Source organism: Rhodococcus sp. Q1 (assembly GCF_004153645.1).
Classification (GTDB): Bacteria; Actinomycetota; Actinomycetes; order Mycobacteriales; family Mycobacteriaceae; genus Rhodococcus; species Rhodococcus gordoniae.
The window spans coordinates 176,038-189,879 of sequence record NZ_SDMJ01000002.1 but is presented as its reverse complement, the minus strand read 5'-3'; the positions used below and the strand labels follow the sequence as shown (position 1 = coordinate 189,879).

The following is a 13,842-nucleotide window of genomic DNA, read 5'->3' as shown; positions in this document are numbered from 1 at the left end:
TGGAACGGTGACGAACGAAGCTCCCCGACCCGACCGCGACGCGGATCCGCCGGTTCCCGGTGGTGCCGACGAACCGGCGCCGTCCCCGTCCACCGGCGTCGGCAGGCGCATGCTGCGACCGCTGCTGCTCGTGGCGCTCGTCGTCTACCTCGCGGATCTGGCGACGAAAGTGCTCGCCGTCCACTACATCGACCCGGCCGACCCGATCTCCATCGTCGGCGACACGGTCACCCTGACGCTGATCCGTAATCCCGGCGCCGCGTTCTCCATGGCCACGGGCATGACCTGGCTGCTCACGCTGGTCGCGATCGCTGTCGTCGTCGGTGTCGTGAAGATCGGCCGGACCTTGAGATCGGGGTGGTGGGCGCTCGGTCTCGCCCTGGTCCTCGGGGGAGCGCTCGGCAATCTCACCGACCGTCTGTTCCGCTCGCCCGGACCGCTCCAGGGCCACGTCGTCGACTTCGTGTCGGTCGGATGGTGGCCGGTGTTCAACGTCGCCGACTCGGCCATCGTGTGCGGAGCGATCCTGCTCGTCGCCCTGACCGTGTTCGGCATCGAACCCGACGGCGGCGCCTCGAAGGGCCGGGACGCGGCACCGGACGAAACGAGAAAGGAATCACACCAGTGAGGGAAACCCGCGCGATGCCCGTACCCGACGGGCTCGACGGGATGCGTGTCGATGCAGGCCTCGCGCGCCTGCTCGGTCTGTCCCGGACCGTGGTCGCCACGCTCACCGAGGAGGGCGCCGTCGTGGTCGACGGTGCGGCCGTGGGCAAGTCCGACCGATTGTCCGGCGGCTCGTGGCTCGAGGTCGAGCTACCCGAGCCGCCCCGTCCCCTGACCATCGAGGCCCAGCCCGTCGAGGGCATGGAGATCCTCTACGCCGACGACGACATCGTCGCCGTCGACAAGCCCGTGGGTGTCGCCGCCCACGCGAGCGTCGGATGGACCGGCCCGACGGTGATCGGCGGTCTCGCCGCCGCCGGATACCGGATTTCCACGTCCGGCGCCCACGAACGGCAGGGCATCGTGCACCGGCTCGACGTGGGTACCTCCGGCGTCATGGTGGTCGCGACATCCGAACGGGCCTACACCGTCCTCAAGCGTGCCTTCAAGGAGCGCACGGTCGAGAAGCGGTACCACGCGCTCGTCCAGGGGCATCCCGACCCGAGCAGCGGTACCATCGACGCGCCCATCGGCCGGCACCGCAGCAGCGACTGGAAGTTCACGGTCACCGCCGACGGGAAACCCAGCGTGACGCACTACGACACGATCGAGGCGTTCCAGGCCGCGAGCCTGCTCGACATCCACCTCGAAACCGGTCGCACCCATCAGATCCGCGTGCACTTCTCGGCGCTGCGTCACCCGTGCTGCGGCGACCTCACCTACGGCGCCGACCCGCGTCTCGCGGCACGTCTCGGTCTCGAACGGCAATGGCTGCATGCCTGCACACTCGGGTTCTCGCATCCCACCCGCGGACATTGGGTCGAGATCACCAGCAAGTACCCGCCGGATCTCGAACACGCACTCGCCGTGTTGCGCAGCGCCTGACCGATGGGACGCGTCCTGCCCTGGGCGGCGGTCGTCGCCCTCGTGGTCGCCGTGCTCGTCGCCGGGTGGACCGCCCCGCCCCGGCCGGCCCCGGTCGGCACCGACACCCTCGGCCCCGACAACGGTGAAGCGGTTGCCGACTACCTGACGCGAGCCGCCGACAGTCTGACCGAGGCGGACGCGGCCGGAGACCTCGAACACTGGGGACTGGTGTCGTTCGCCGACACCGTGGCCGTCGACCGGGTCGTCGAACTCGCCGACGAGGTGCGGGTGGGGCAGGTGCTGCTCCGCGTCCCGCTCGATCGTGTCCAGACACCCCTCGTGCCGGTCGCGGTGCCGGAGAATCCGGAGGCCGTGCGGCGCGCCCCCTCGGTCGCCGCAGGCCGGCTGGGCCTGGTGGAGTTCGGAACGGAACGCGCCGAGCGGATCGCCGCGGTCTCCGCAGAGCGGCTCGCCGCGGGATGCGAGTGCGTCGTCGCGGTGGTCCTCCGCGGTACCGCAGCACAGTTCCGGGCCGTCGCCGACGAACCGGACGTGCGCGCCGTGGAGGTCCTGCCCGCCGACGCGGTCGCGGGACGCTTCGCGGTGACCCCGCTGCTCCCCACCCATGTCGAGGCGGTCGTGCCCGGCCCCGACGACGGGGAGGTGTGATGTCACCGCGGGACGACGGTCCCTTCGGGACGACAGTGCACCGGCGACGCCGTACGGTGATCCGGTGACCGACTCGGGGCGACACGGCGACCCGGGACAACGGAGCCTCGTGCGCACGGGCGTGCTGTGCGGACTCGGCGCCTACGGGTTGTGGGGACTGTTCCCCGCCTACTTCGGTCTGCTCGAACCCGCCGGCGCCGTCGAGATCCTCGCGCATCGCGTGCTGTGGACTCTCGTGCTCATGCTGGTCGTGCTCGGTGTCATGGGCCGTCTGGCCACCCTGCGCGGCCTGTCCGCCCGCACGTGGGGTCTGGTCGCCGCGGCCTCCACTGCGATCGCGATCAACTGGGGCGTGTACATCTACGGTGTGGTCTCGGGCCGGGTGGTCGAGACGGCGCTCGGCTACTTCGTCAACCCCCTCGTCAGCGTGGTGTTCGGGGTCCTGTTCTTCCGCGAACGACTGCGGCCGGCGCAGATCGCCGCGCTGGTGCTGGCGGTGTGTGCGGTGGTGGTGATCACCGTCGACTACGGCAGACCGCCGATCATCGCGCTGACTCTCGCGCTGTCGTTCGCGTCCTACGGAGTGATCAAGAAGATCGTGCCGCTGGACCCGCGGACGTCCCTGGCGGGGGAGGGAGTCGTCGCCGCTCCGTTCGCGCTCGGATACGTGATCTTCCTCGCGGTGACAGGTACCGGAACCTTTCTCGGGCACGGGGTGGATCACACCGCCCTGCTCGTGTCGACGGGTCTGGTGACCGCGGTGCCGCTGCTGCTCTTCGGTGCGGCCGCGCAACGGGTCCCCCTCGCCACGCTCGGCATGCTGCAGTACCTCACGCCGAGTCTGCAGATGGCATGGGGTGTATGGGTGCTCGGGGAGGACATGCCCGCCTCGCGGTGGATCGGTTTCGGACTGATCTGGATCGCGCTGGCGGTGTACAGCACGGACGCACTCGTGCGGGCCCGTCGTCAGCGTGCCGTGGTCACCGCGGAGCCCCGCGCGGCTTAGACTCGTCTCTGCCCACAGACATCCCGGGAGAGGCACGCGTGGCTGACTCGTTCGTTCATCTGCACACCCACACCGAGTACTCGATGCTCGACGGTGCCGCCAAGGTCGGACCGTTGTTCAAAGAGGCCGAACGGCTGGGGATGACGGCCGTCGGCATGACCGACCACGGGAACATGTACGGCGCCAGCGAGTTCTACAACGTCGCGAAGAAGTTCGGCATCAAGCCGATCATCGGTATCGAGGCGTATGTGGCGCCGGAGTCGCGGTTCTCCACCAAGCGTGTGCTGTGGGGCGACCGCAGCCAGAAGTCCGACGACGTCTCCGGCTCGGGTGCCTACACCCACATGACGATGGTCGCCGAGAACTCGACGGGTCTGCGGAACCTGTTCAAGCTGTCCTCGCTCGCCTCGATCGAAGGTCAGCTCGGCAAGTGGGCGCGGATGGACGAAGAGCTCATCGCCCGGCACCACGAGGGCATCATCGCCACCACCGGCTGCCCGTCGGGCGAGATCCAGACGCGTCTGCGCCTCGGTCACGACCGCGAGGCGCTCGAGGCCGCCGCGAAGTGGCAGGAGATCTGGGGCAAGGACAATTTCTTCCTCGAGCTGATGGATCACGGCCTGTCGATCGAGCGTCGGGTGCGTGAGGGTCTGCTCGAGATCGGCCGCAAGCTCGACATCCCGCCGCTGGTGACCAACGACTGCCACTACGTCACCAAGGATGCGGCCGCGAACCACGAGGCGCTGTTGTGCATCCAGACCGGTAAGACGCTCTCCGATCCCACCCGCTTCAAGTTCGACGGCGACGGCTACTACCTCAAGTCGGCCCGGGAGATGCGCGAGCAGTGGGACCGCGAGGTGCCCGACGCGTGCGACAACACGTTGCTCATCGCCGAGCGTGTGCAGTCCTACGACGAGGTGTGGGCCCACCGCGACCGGATGCCGGTCTTCCCGGTGCCGGAAGGGGAGACACAGGCGAGCTGGTTGCACAAGGAGGTCATGCGCGGCCTCGACCGGCGCTTCCCGGCCGGCCCGCCCCGCGAGTACGTCGAGCGCGCCGAGTACGAGATCACGGTCATCAACCAGATGGGCTTTCCGGCGTACTTCCTCGTCGTCGGCGACCTGATCAACCACGCCCGCGAGGTCGGTATCCGCGTCGGACCCGGTCGTGGTTCGGCCGCCGGTTCGCTCGTCGCCTACGCGATGGGTATCACCAACATCGACCCGATCCCGCACGGTCTGCTGTTCGAGCGGTTCCTCAATCCCGAACGTGTGTCGATGCCCGATATCGATATCGACTTCGACGATCGTCGCCGCGGGGAGATGGTGCGGTACGCCACCGAGCGGTGGGGCAACGACAAGGTCGCCCAGGTCATCACGTTCGGCACCATCAAGACCAAGGCCGCGATCAAGGACTCCGCGCGGGTGCAGTTCGGTCAGCCCGGTTTCGCGATCGCCGATCAGATCACCAAGGCGCTGCCGCCGCCGATCATGGCCAAGGACATTCCGGTCTCGGGCATCACCGATCCGAGTCACGAGCGGTACAAGGAGGCCGCCGAGGTCCGTCAGCTGATCGAGTCCAACCCGGACATCAAGAAGATCTACGACACCGCGCTCGGCCTCGAGGGCCTGATCCGCAATGCGGGCGTGCATGCGTGCGCGGTGATCATGTCGTCCGAGCCGCTCATGGACGCGATCCCGCTGTGGAAGCGCGCGCAGGACGGCGCGATCATCACCGGCTGGGACTATCCGTCCTGCGAGGCCATCGGCCTGCTGAAGATGGACTTCCTCGGTCTGCGCAATCTCACCGTCATCGGCGACGCGATCGAGAACATCAAGGTCAATCGCGGGATCGATCTCGACCTCGACACCCTGCCGCTGGAGGATCCGGCGACCTACGAACTGCTCGCGCGCGGCGACACGCTCGGCGTGTTCCAGCTCGACGGCAGCGCCATGCGCGACCTGCTGCGCCGCATGCAGCCCACCGGCTTCGAGGACATCGTCGCCGTGCTCGCGCTGTACCGCCCCGGCCCGATGGGCATGAACGCGCACAACGACTACGCCGACCGGAAGAACGGGCGGCAAGAGGTCAAGCCGATCCACCCCGAACTCGAGGAACCGCTGAAGGACATCCTCGCCGACACCTACGGCCTGATCGTCTACCAGGAGCAGATCATGCAGATCGCTCAGAAGGTGGCCGGGTACTCCCTCGGGCAGGCCGACCTGCTGCGTCGCGCGATGGGCAAGAAGAAGAAGGAGATCCTCGACGAGGCCTACGACGGCTTCGCGCAGGGCATGAAGGACAACGGCTTCTCGCAGGCGGCGATCACGGCGCTGTGGGACACCGTTCTGCCCTTCGCCGGTTACGCGTTCAACAAGTCGCACGCCGCCGGCTACGGCCTCGTGTCGTTCTGGACCGCCTACCTCAAGGCGAACTATCCGGCCGAGTACATGGCCGGGCTGCTCACCTCCGTCGGCGACGACAAGGACAAGGCCGCGGTCTACCTGTCCGACTGCCGCAAGATGGGCATCACCGTACTGCCCCCGGACGTCAACGAGTCGCACACCAACTTCATGTCGGTGGGTGAGGACATCCGGTTCGGCCTCGGCGCGGTCCGCAACGTGGGCGCGAACGTGGTCGCCTCCATCATCAAGGGACGGGAGGAGAAAGGCCGCTACACCGATTTCTCCGACTATCTCAACAAGATCGATACCGTCGCATGCTCGAAGAAGGTCACCGAATCCCTCATCAAGGCAGGAGCTTTCGACTCGCTCGAACACCCGCGTAAGGGATTGATGCTCGTCCACGCCGACGCGATCGATGCGGTGATGAGCACGAAGAAGGCCGAGGCGATCGGCCAGTTCGACCTGTTCGGTGGGGCCGACGCCGACGAGTCCGTCGCCGCGGTGTTCAACGTCCGTATCCCCGAGGAGGAATGGGACACCAAGCATCTTCTCGCTCTCGAACGGGAGATGCTCGGTCTCTACGTCTCCGGGCACCCGCTCAACGGCGTCGAACACGTCCTCGCGTCCCAGGCCGACACCCAGATCCCGGCGATCCTCGAAGGCGCGCTCAAGGACGGCACCCAGGTCACCGTCGGCGGCATTCTCGCCTCCGTGAACCGCCGCATCAACAAGAACGGTCTCGCCTGGGCGTCCGCGCAGCTCGAGGACCTCACAGGTGGCATCGAGGTGCTGTTCTTCCCGCAGTCCTACGCCGTCTACGGTATGGACGTGGTGGAGGACTCGGTGGTCCTCGTCAAGGCCCGGGTGTCCATCCGCGACGACCGGATCTCCCTGATCGCCAACGATCTCGTCGTCCCCGACCTGTCGCAGATCGGGGTGGCGAAGCCGGTCTCGGTGTCCATGCCCACCCGGTTGTGCACCCCCGACAAGGTCGGTGCCCTCAAGAACGTGCTGACGCGTCATCCCGGTTCGTCCGACGTGCATGTGCGGCTCATCACCGGCAGCAAGGTCACGGTTCTCAAGCTCGACGACAGTCTGCGGGTCGAAGCGTCGTCGGCGCTCATGGGCGACCTCAAGGCGCTACTCGGGCCGGGTTGCCTGGCTACCTAGCGGTCTCGCCGCGCGGTCCGAGCACCTCGGCCGGCCGATACGGTTCACACCGAGCACCCTGTACACCCACGCCGAACCGTTGTCCCTTCGTAGAGTGAAAGATCTCGAGTGGGGAGAACGCCATGACCGCCACAGGACCGACGATCACCCCCGCCGTGCGCGGTGGGGCGGCGGCAACGATCGGCGTGGAAGAGGAATTCGTCCTGGTCGACTTCCGTACCGGCCGTCCCCACCTGCGCAGTCTCGAGGTGATCGAGGCCGGACGCGAACTCGGCATCGACCTCACCGTCGAGCTCTCCCGATGCCAGATCGAGACCGCCACCGCGGTGTGTACCCATCCGCAGGACCTACGCGCACAGTTGCACCGCACTCGCGCGGCCGCAGCCGATGCCGCAGCGCGCGCCGGATGCCGGCTGGTCGCGGTCGGAACACCGATTTTCGAGCCTCCGGCGGGATCGATCACCGCCACGCCGCGCTATCAGCGCATGGCACAGCACTTCGGGGGCATCGCCGACGGCGTGATCTGCGGATGCCACGTGCACATCGGTGTCGATGATCGTGACCGCGCGGTACAGCTCATCAACCATCTGCGACCGTGGCTCCCCACCCTGCTGGCGTTGACCGCGAACTCCCCGATCGCCGACGGCCGGGACACCGGCTATGCCAGCTGGCGATACCTGCGATGGGGGCGCTGGCCGAGCGCTGGAGTGCCCCCGCAGTGCACCTCGGCCGCGGATTACGACGCGGCGGTCGAATCGCTGCTCGCCACCGGCACGATCCTGGACCCCCGCATGGTCTATTGGGATGCGCGGATCTCCGCTCGTCATCCGACCGTCGAGATCCGCGTCGCGGATGTACCTGCGACCGTCGAGGAAACCGTCACGCTGGCCACCTTGGTCTATGCGCTGGCCGCCCGGGCGACAGCGGCGATCGAGCGCGGTGAGGCGGCGCCCTCGGTCGGCCGGGAGTTACTGCGCGCAGCGTGCTGGAGAGCCGCCCGGGACGGTCTGGCCGGGCGCGGCGTCGATGTTCACTCTGCGCAGCTGGTTCCGGCTGCGGAATTGATCCGCCGACTGCTCGTCCAGGCAGGGCCGGTCCTCGAGGAACTCGACGCCTATCGATCCGTGCACGACACTCTGGCATCGATCCTGGACTGCGGCAACGGCGCGATCCGGCAACGGCGCATCCGCGAGCATGGCGGCTCCTTCGCGGATGTGATCGCCGATGCGGCACGGCGCACCGTCGAGGGCTGTACGTCCTGATCCACCTCGGACGGTCGGGGATCTCGGACGGTCGGGGATCTCGGCTACTCGGGGATCGAACCGATCGGGCTGCACGAAGCCCGGCCGGACGTCACGGGTGCAGATGGGGACGGTTCGTTCAGGAACGGAACACGCGCCGCTGGAACCGGCGGACCCACCACACGGCGACGGTGACCGCGGCCGCGCCGAGCACGGCACTCTGTGCGCTGGCGGTGACGACGAGGACCACGAGCAGGGTGAGGACGCCCATCGCGAGAGCTTCGAGCTTGTACAGGGGCCAGATCGTCCCGGCGATGTCGACACCGTCGGTGCGCTCGCGAGGGACCCGGGTATCGAGCACGGACATCGCGGTGCACCTCCTGAAGGTCGAGCGGAATACTTTCTTCAGGATAGACGCAGGGAAGAGTTCGGGCCACCGAACTCGGCAATCGAGCGGCGACCGTCACCACGAGCGTGTTGACTGATCGGCATGCCACTGCACGGAGAGTACGAACCGAGTCCCGTCGAATGGAGCGCGAAGCAGGTCGAGGAGTACGAGTCGTCGGGCGGTACCCGCGGCACGACCCTCCAGGGTCGGCCGGTGATCATCCTGACCACGGTCGGGGCGAAGTCCGGCAAGCTCCGCAAGATCCCTCTCATGCGCGTCGAACACGAGGGTGCCTATGCCGCCGTCGCGTCGCTGGGCGGCGCTCCGAAGCATCCGGTCTGGTACCACAACGTCCTGGCGAATCCGCACGTCGAGTTGCGGGACGGCACCGAGATACGGGACATGATCGCTCGCGAGGTCCACGGCGACGAGAAGGCGCAATGGTGGGAACGTGCCGTCGAGGCGTTCCCGCCGTACGCGGAATATCAGGAGAAGACCGACCGTGAGATCCCGCTCTTCGTCCTCGAGCTCGCCGAAGACCCGGAATCGATCGCCGGGGGTGCTGCGGGCGCGTAGCCGATCACGGCGAAGAATCCGAAGATGCTGCCGTCCCCGTGAGGCGGGTCCCGCCGTGGTGGGCGATTCGGGGGAGTGGCAGCATTGACGGGTGACCTCCACTTCGCGAACAGCAGAACCGACGACTGTGACTGCCGTGCCCGGCGCGGCCGACATCGATGCGGCTGCCGAGCGAATTTCGGAGGCGGTCGCCCCGACCCCGCTCGAGCTCAGCCCCCGGCTCTCGGCCCTCGTGGGTGCGAACGTCTACCTCAAGCGTGAGGATCTCACTCGCGTGCGGTCTTTCAAGCTCCGCGGCGCATACAACGCGATGGCACAGCTCGACGCGGCCGAACGCACCGCAGGTGTGGTCACGGCGAGCGCAGGAAACCACGCCCAGGGTGTGGCCTACGCGTGCCGGGTGATGGGAATCCAGGGCCGAATCTACGTGCCCACCCGCACTCCCAAGCAGAAGCGCGACCGGATCCGCGTGCACGGCGGGGACAGCGTCGAACTCATCGGCGTCGGCGACACCTTCGACGCCGCGGCCGCGGCGGCAGCGGACGATGCGCTCCGTACCGGAGCGACGATGATCCCGCCTTTCGACGACGCCCGCACGGCCGCCGGGCAGGGCACGATCGCGCGCGAGATCCTCGAACAACTCGACGGCGATCTCGATGTCGTGCTCGTCCCCGTGGGCGGGGGTGGCCTCGTCGCCGGCGTTGCCGCGTATCTGCGCGAGCGGTCCCCGCGCACGTCGATCGTCGGCGTCGAGCCGGCGGGAGCAGCATCGATGACGGCCGCGCTGGTCGCGGGCGGTCCGGTGACGCTGCCGGAGGTCGAGCCGTTCGTCGACGGCGCCGCGGTCAAACGGATCGGCGACGTTCCCTACGCGGTCGTGTCCGAACTCGGCGCGGAGGTCGTGTCCCATTCGAGCCTGCCGCTCGTGGCCACGCTGCGCCGCGAAGGGCTCGGCCGCGCACCGTTCGGGATGACCCAGATCGACGAGGGTGCGCTGTGCACCACGATGCTCGACCTGTACCAGAACGAAGGCATCATCGCCGAGCCCGCCGGCGCGCTGTCCGTCGCAGCCCTCGACGCGATCTCGGTGCAGCCCGGAGCGAACGTGGTGTGCCTGGTGTCGGGCGGCAACAACGACGTCTCACGCTACGGCGAGATCATCGAGCGGTCGCTCGTCCACCGCGGACTCAAGCACTATTTCCTCGTGGACTTCCCACAGGAGCCCGGTGCGCTGCGCCGGTTCCTGGACGAGGTCCTCGGACCGGACGACGACATCACCCTGTTCGAGTACGTCAAGCGCAACAACCGGGAGACCGGTGCCGCCCTCGTCGGTATCGAACTGGGTGCTGCAGGAGGCCTTTCGTCGCTGCTCCATCGCATGGACGCATCGCCGATCGACGCGCAGCGACTCGAGCCGGGGTCGCCGGCCTATCGTTATCTGACGTAACCGGGCGCCCCGGTCGCGTCAGGAGTGGTGTGCGGTCACCAGTGATTGCACACCCACCACGGGCCCCACCAGTAGCAGTCGGGCCGCCAGTAGTTGTCCCGGTGATGGTCGCGGTCGTAGTTCTTGTCGTGACGGTTGTAGTACTGGTCGTGATCGTGGTGGTCGTAATTTCCGTGGTCATCGTGTCCGCCGCCGACATTCACGATCCCGGGTGCGGTGTCGACGGTCGGGGACGCCGATGCGACTCCGGCGGGAACGAGAACGAGGGCGGTGCCGAGAAATGCGCTCGCCAGAATCTTCCTGGTTTTCATAGGGATTCACCTCGAGAATTCGACGGTACCCGAGACGGTACTCGCTCACTCGTGGCATAATCAACGACTTTTTCGCTCGACGAACGTTATCGCTGGGGCGTGTCCGGAGCCTCGAGGACGGCGAAGGACCAGCCCGGGACGAGCACCGCGGATTCGGTGCGGTTGACGACCGGTTCGTCCCACCACAGCAGCGGCTTCCCGCCGACCGGCACGGTGACGGGATCGGGTCCGAGATTGCAGGCCACGCGGAGCGCCCCGCGGTGCACGACGAGCCACTTCTCCTCGTCGTCGTAGGTCACGTGCACGTGCTCGAGCCAGGGATCGGTGAGCTCGGCGCGGGCTCGCCGGAGCGCGATGAGCGCCCGGTAGCACTCGAGCAATCGGGCGTGCCCGTCCTCGCCGCGTTCGTCCCAGCGCAGTTTCGATCCGACGAAGGTCTCCGGATCCTGCGGGTCGGGTACGTCGGCGGCGTCCCAGCCGTGTTCGGCGAACTCGCGTCGGCGACCCTCGACGACGGCCGCGGCGAGTTCCGGTTCGGGATGCGACGTGAAGTACCGGAAGGGTGTGCTCGCACCCCATTCCTCGCCCATGAACAACATCGGTGTGAACGGTGAGGTGAGTACGAGCGCGGCCTTCAGGGCGAGCTGTCCGGGTTCGAGATAGGCCCCCGGCCGGTCGCCGAGTGCCCGGTTGCCGACCTGGTCGTGCGTGCAGGTGTAGGCGACCAATCCGCTCGCCGGCGTGCGCCGGGTGTCGAGCGGACGTCCGTGGACGCGTCCGCGGAAGGTGGAGTACGTCCCGGCGTGGAAGAAGCCGTGCCCGAGGGTGTACGCGAGGCAGTCCAGGGAGCCGAAGTCGCCGTAGTAGCCCTGTCGTTCACCGGATACCGCCGCGTGGATCGCGTGGTGGACGTCGTCGGCCCACTGCGCGTGCAACCCGTAACCGCCACCGGGCCGCGGGGTGATCATCCGCGGATCGTTCAGGTCCGATTCCGCGATCAGCGACAGGGGACGACCGAGATGGGCGGACAGGCGGAACGTCTCGACCGCCAGTTCCTCGAGGATGTGCGTCGCAGTGTGGTCGACCAGCGCGTGCACGGCGTCCAGGCGGAGCCCGTCGATGTGGAAGTCGCGGAACCAGCGCAGCGCGTTGTCGAGAATGTACTTGCGCACCTCCCCGGAACCCGGACCGTCGAGGTTGATGTTGTCGCCCCAGACGCCCGGTGCCGCGGAGAGATAGGGACCGAAGCGGCCCAGATGGTTCCCGGACGGGCCGAGATGGTTGTAGACGACGTCGAGGACGACCCCGAGACCGCGCGCATGAGCGGCGTCGACGAAACGCTGCAGCGCGTCGGGGCCGCCGTAGGGCTCGTGGACCGCGTACCAGAGCACCCCGTCGTAACCCCATCCGTGGGTGCCGTTGAACGCGTTGAGCGGCATGAGCTCGACGAATTCGACCCCCAGTTCCACGAGTTCGTCGAGTCGGCCGATCGCGGAGTCGAGGGTGCCCTCGGGGGTGAAGGTCCCCACGTGCATCTCGTAGACGATGCTTCCCGTCAGTTGCCGACCGGTCCAGCCGCGATCGGTCCACTTCGTTCCGTCCACCACGTGCAACTGCGACGGCTCGTGCACGCCCTCGGGCTGCCGGGGGGACCGCGGGTCCGGGAGGACCGCCCCGGTGTCGTCGTCGAGCACGAAACCGTATCGGGCGTCGGGGGCGACATCGACGGTGGCACGCCACCAGCCGTCGTCGTCGCGTTGCATGTCGTGGAGCGTTCCGTCGGCGAACAGGCGGACGGACGACGGGATCGGAGCCCAGACCTCGAAGGTGTGCACCCGACCAGCATGCCGTGTCGGCGGCCCCGGTGCAGCGGATGAGGCCGTCGGGAGCCAGGGCTGCGGTGCATCAAATTTTGCTGCAGCTGCAATGCACTCGATACTGTGGAAGTGAACCCGAATCCCGAGCGAGCCCGCCGACGGTACATCTCACCGTTGCGGGAGCAGTCGGCGCGTCGTACCCGCGAGACGATCCGCGACGCCGCGGCGCGCCTGTTCGTCCGCGACGGCTACGTCAGCACCACCGTCAAGAACATCGCGGACGAAGCAGGTGTCGCCGTACGGACCGTGTTCACCGCCTTCCCCGGCGGCAAGGCGGAGATCTTCCGCGAGGCACTCGACCACGCGGTGGCCGGCGACGGCGACCCGCGGGCGGCCACATCGGATCCGGAACCCCACAAGGGAAGCGGCACGGTCTCGCACGTGGATCTGGTGGTCGAGCAGCTGGTCCGCTACGGCACCGCGATGCTCGAACGTGCGGGTGGGCTGCTCATGACCTCCGTGGAATCGTCGGGGGCCGACCCCGACATGCGTCGATTCGCGGCGGACGACGCGAAGGCGACGGCCGAGAACGCCCGTACCCTCGCCGAAGGGCTCGAACACGCCGGCTGGCTGCGTGAGGACGTCACCGTCGAACACGCCGCCGACGTCCTGTTCACCCTGAGTTCCCCGCAGGTACACGCCCTGCTGCGACGCGAGTGCGGATGGGATGTCGATCGGTACCGGCGATGGCTCTCCGGCACCCTCCGCACGACGTTGCTGCGCACACCCGCGCCGTGACGTCGGTGCTCTGCCCGATCGCACCGTGACGGACTCGATTCAGTCGTCGCCGTGATCGTCGAGGTAGAGCCACTCGCCGTTCTCCCGCACGAACCGGCTGTGTTCGCGCATGGAGTCGGGCACGCCGGACGTCGTCCAGTGCGCGCGGAAGTCCACCCTGCCGGTGGTGTGCAGGAATCCGCCACCGGTGGTGTGCACTATCTCGAGCCCCGTCCAACGCTGCTCGGGGTCGAACTCGATCGAGCGCGGACGCGTGGTCGGATGCCAGGTCCGCATCAGGTGCGCCGCATCGCCCACCGTGAATGCCGTGTACCGCGAACGCATCAGCCGCTCCGCGGTCGGGGCGTTCGCGCCGGCCAGCAGTGGCCCACAGCATTCGGACAGGGGTACCCCGCGACCGCACGGGCACGGGGAATCCGGGCGGGTATCGGCTCGGCGCTCGGCTCTGCTCATGGCCACAGTGTCCCCCCAGCCGGTCGCT

The 13,842-nt window shown here is 68.0% G+C and carries 13 protein-coding genes; 9 read left to right on the top strand and 4 right to left on the bottom strand.

Annotated elements, in window-relative coordinates:
• Positions 1 to 7 precede the first annotated feature (7 nt).
• From lspA to EQ874_RS05665, 6 genes are all read left to right on the top strand, one after another.
• A complete protein-coding gene (lspA, locus tag EQ874_RS05690) occupies positions 8 to 628 on the top strand; it encodes a signal peptidase II (RefSeq protein ID WP_016935470.1) in 621 nt (206 codons plus the stop codon).
• 14 nt (positions 629 to 642) lie between these two features.
• Positions 643 to 1,551 (top strand): RluA family pseudouridine synthase, encoded by a 909-nt coding sequence (locus tag EQ874_RS05685; RefSeq protein ID WP_016935471.1) that lies wholly within the window; start codon positions 643 to 645, stop codon positions 1,549 to 1,551.
• A gap of 3 nt (positions 1,552 to 1,554) precedes the next feature.
• A complete protein-coding gene (locus EQ874_RS05680; protein ID WP_129976187.1) occupies positions 1,555 to 2,202 on the top strand; it encodes a hypothetical protein in 648 nt (215 codons plus the stop codon).
• A 109-nt stretch (positions 2,203 to 2,311) separates the two neighbouring features.
• Positions 2,312 to 3,208: an EamA family transporter RarD gene (gene rarD / locus EQ874_RS05675; RefSeq protein WP_129976506.1), complete on the top strand. Its 897-nt coding sequence runs from the start codon at positions 2,312 to 2,314 to the stop codon at positions 3,206 to 3,208.
• Positions 3,209 to 3,246: 38 nt separating this feature from the next.
• Positions 3,247 to 6,783, top strand: a complete 3,537-nt coding sequence (gene dnaE / locus EQ874_RS05670) for a DNA polymerase III subunit alpha (protein ID WP_129976185.1) — start codon at positions 3,247 to 3,249, stop codon at positions 6,781 to 6,783.
• Between the two features lie 122 nt (positions 6,784 to 6,905).
• Positions 6,906 to 8,045, top strand: a complete 1,140-nt coding sequence (locus EQ874_RS05665; protein ID WP_129976183.1) for a glutamate--cysteine ligase — start codon at positions 6,906 to 6,908, stop codon at positions 8,043 to 8,045.
• Between the two features lie 118 nt (positions 8,046 to 8,163).
• Here the strand turns inward: EQ874_RS05665 and EQ874_RS05660 are convergent, their stop codons facing one another.
• Positions 8,164 to 8,391 (bottom strand): hypothetical protein, encoded by a 228-nt coding sequence (locus EQ874_RS05660; RefSeq protein ID WP_016935389.1) that lies wholly within the window; start codon positions 8,389 to 8,391, stop codon positions 8,164 to 8,166.
• A gap of 123 nt (positions 8,392 to 8,514) precedes the next feature.
• Here EQ874_RS05660 and EQ874_RS05655 point away from each other — a divergent pair, with 123 nt between their 5' ends.
• Positions 8,515 to 8,988, top strand: a complete 474-nt coding sequence (locus EQ874_RS05655) for a nitroreductase family deazaflavin-dependent oxidoreductase (protein ID WP_016934120.1) — start codon at positions 8,515 to 8,517, stop codon at positions 8,986 to 8,988.
• Positions 8,989 to 9,115: 127 nt separating this feature from the next.
• Positions 9,116 to 10,435, top strand: a complete 1,320-nt coding sequence (ilvA, locus tag EQ874_RS05650; RefSeq protein WP_129976181.1) for a threonine ammonia-lyase IlvA — start codon at positions 9,116 to 9,118, stop codon at positions 10,433 to 10,435.
• Positions 10,436 to 10,470: 35 nt separating this feature from the next.
• Here ilvA and EQ874_RS22865 read toward each other — a convergent pair whose 3' ends face one another.
• Both EQ874_RS22865 and treZ read right to left on the bottom strand, forming a co-directional pair.
• Positions 10,471 to 10,746, bottom strand: a complete 276-nt coding sequence (locus EQ874_RS22865; protein ID WP_016934122.1) for a hypothetical protein — start codon at positions 10,744 to 10,746, stop codon at positions 10,471 to 10,473.
• A gap of 86 nt (positions 10,747 to 10,832) precedes the next feature.
• Positions 10,833 to 12,581, bottom strand: coding sequence for a malto-oligosyltrehalose trehalohydrolase (gene treZ / locus EQ874_RS05640; RefSeq protein ID WP_129976179.1), 1,749 nt, complete (start codon positions 12,579 to 12,581; stop codon positions 10,833 to 10,835).
• A 111-nt stretch (positions 12,582 to 12,692) separates the two neighbouring features.
• Between treZ and EQ874_RS05635 the strand changes: the two genes are divergently transcribed.
• Positions 12,693 to 13,361 carry a TetR/AcrR family transcriptional regulator gene (locus tag EQ874_RS05635; RefSeq protein WP_129976177.1) on the top strand — a complete coding sequence of 223 codons (669 nt, stop codon included), beginning with the start codon at positions 12,693 to 12,695 and terminating at the stop codon, positions 13,359 to 13,361.
• Positions 13,362 to 13,400: 39 nt separating this feature from the next.
• On the opposite strand, the gene EQ874_RS05630 is transcribed toward EQ874_RS05635, so the two are convergent.
• Complete coding sequence (locus tag EQ874_RS05630; protein WP_129976175.1) at positions 13,401 to 13,814, bottom strand: YchJ family metal-binding protein; 414 nt, start codon at positions 13,812 to 13,814, stop codon at positions 13,401 to 13,403.
• Positions 13,815 to 13,842: the final 28 nt, after the last annotated feature.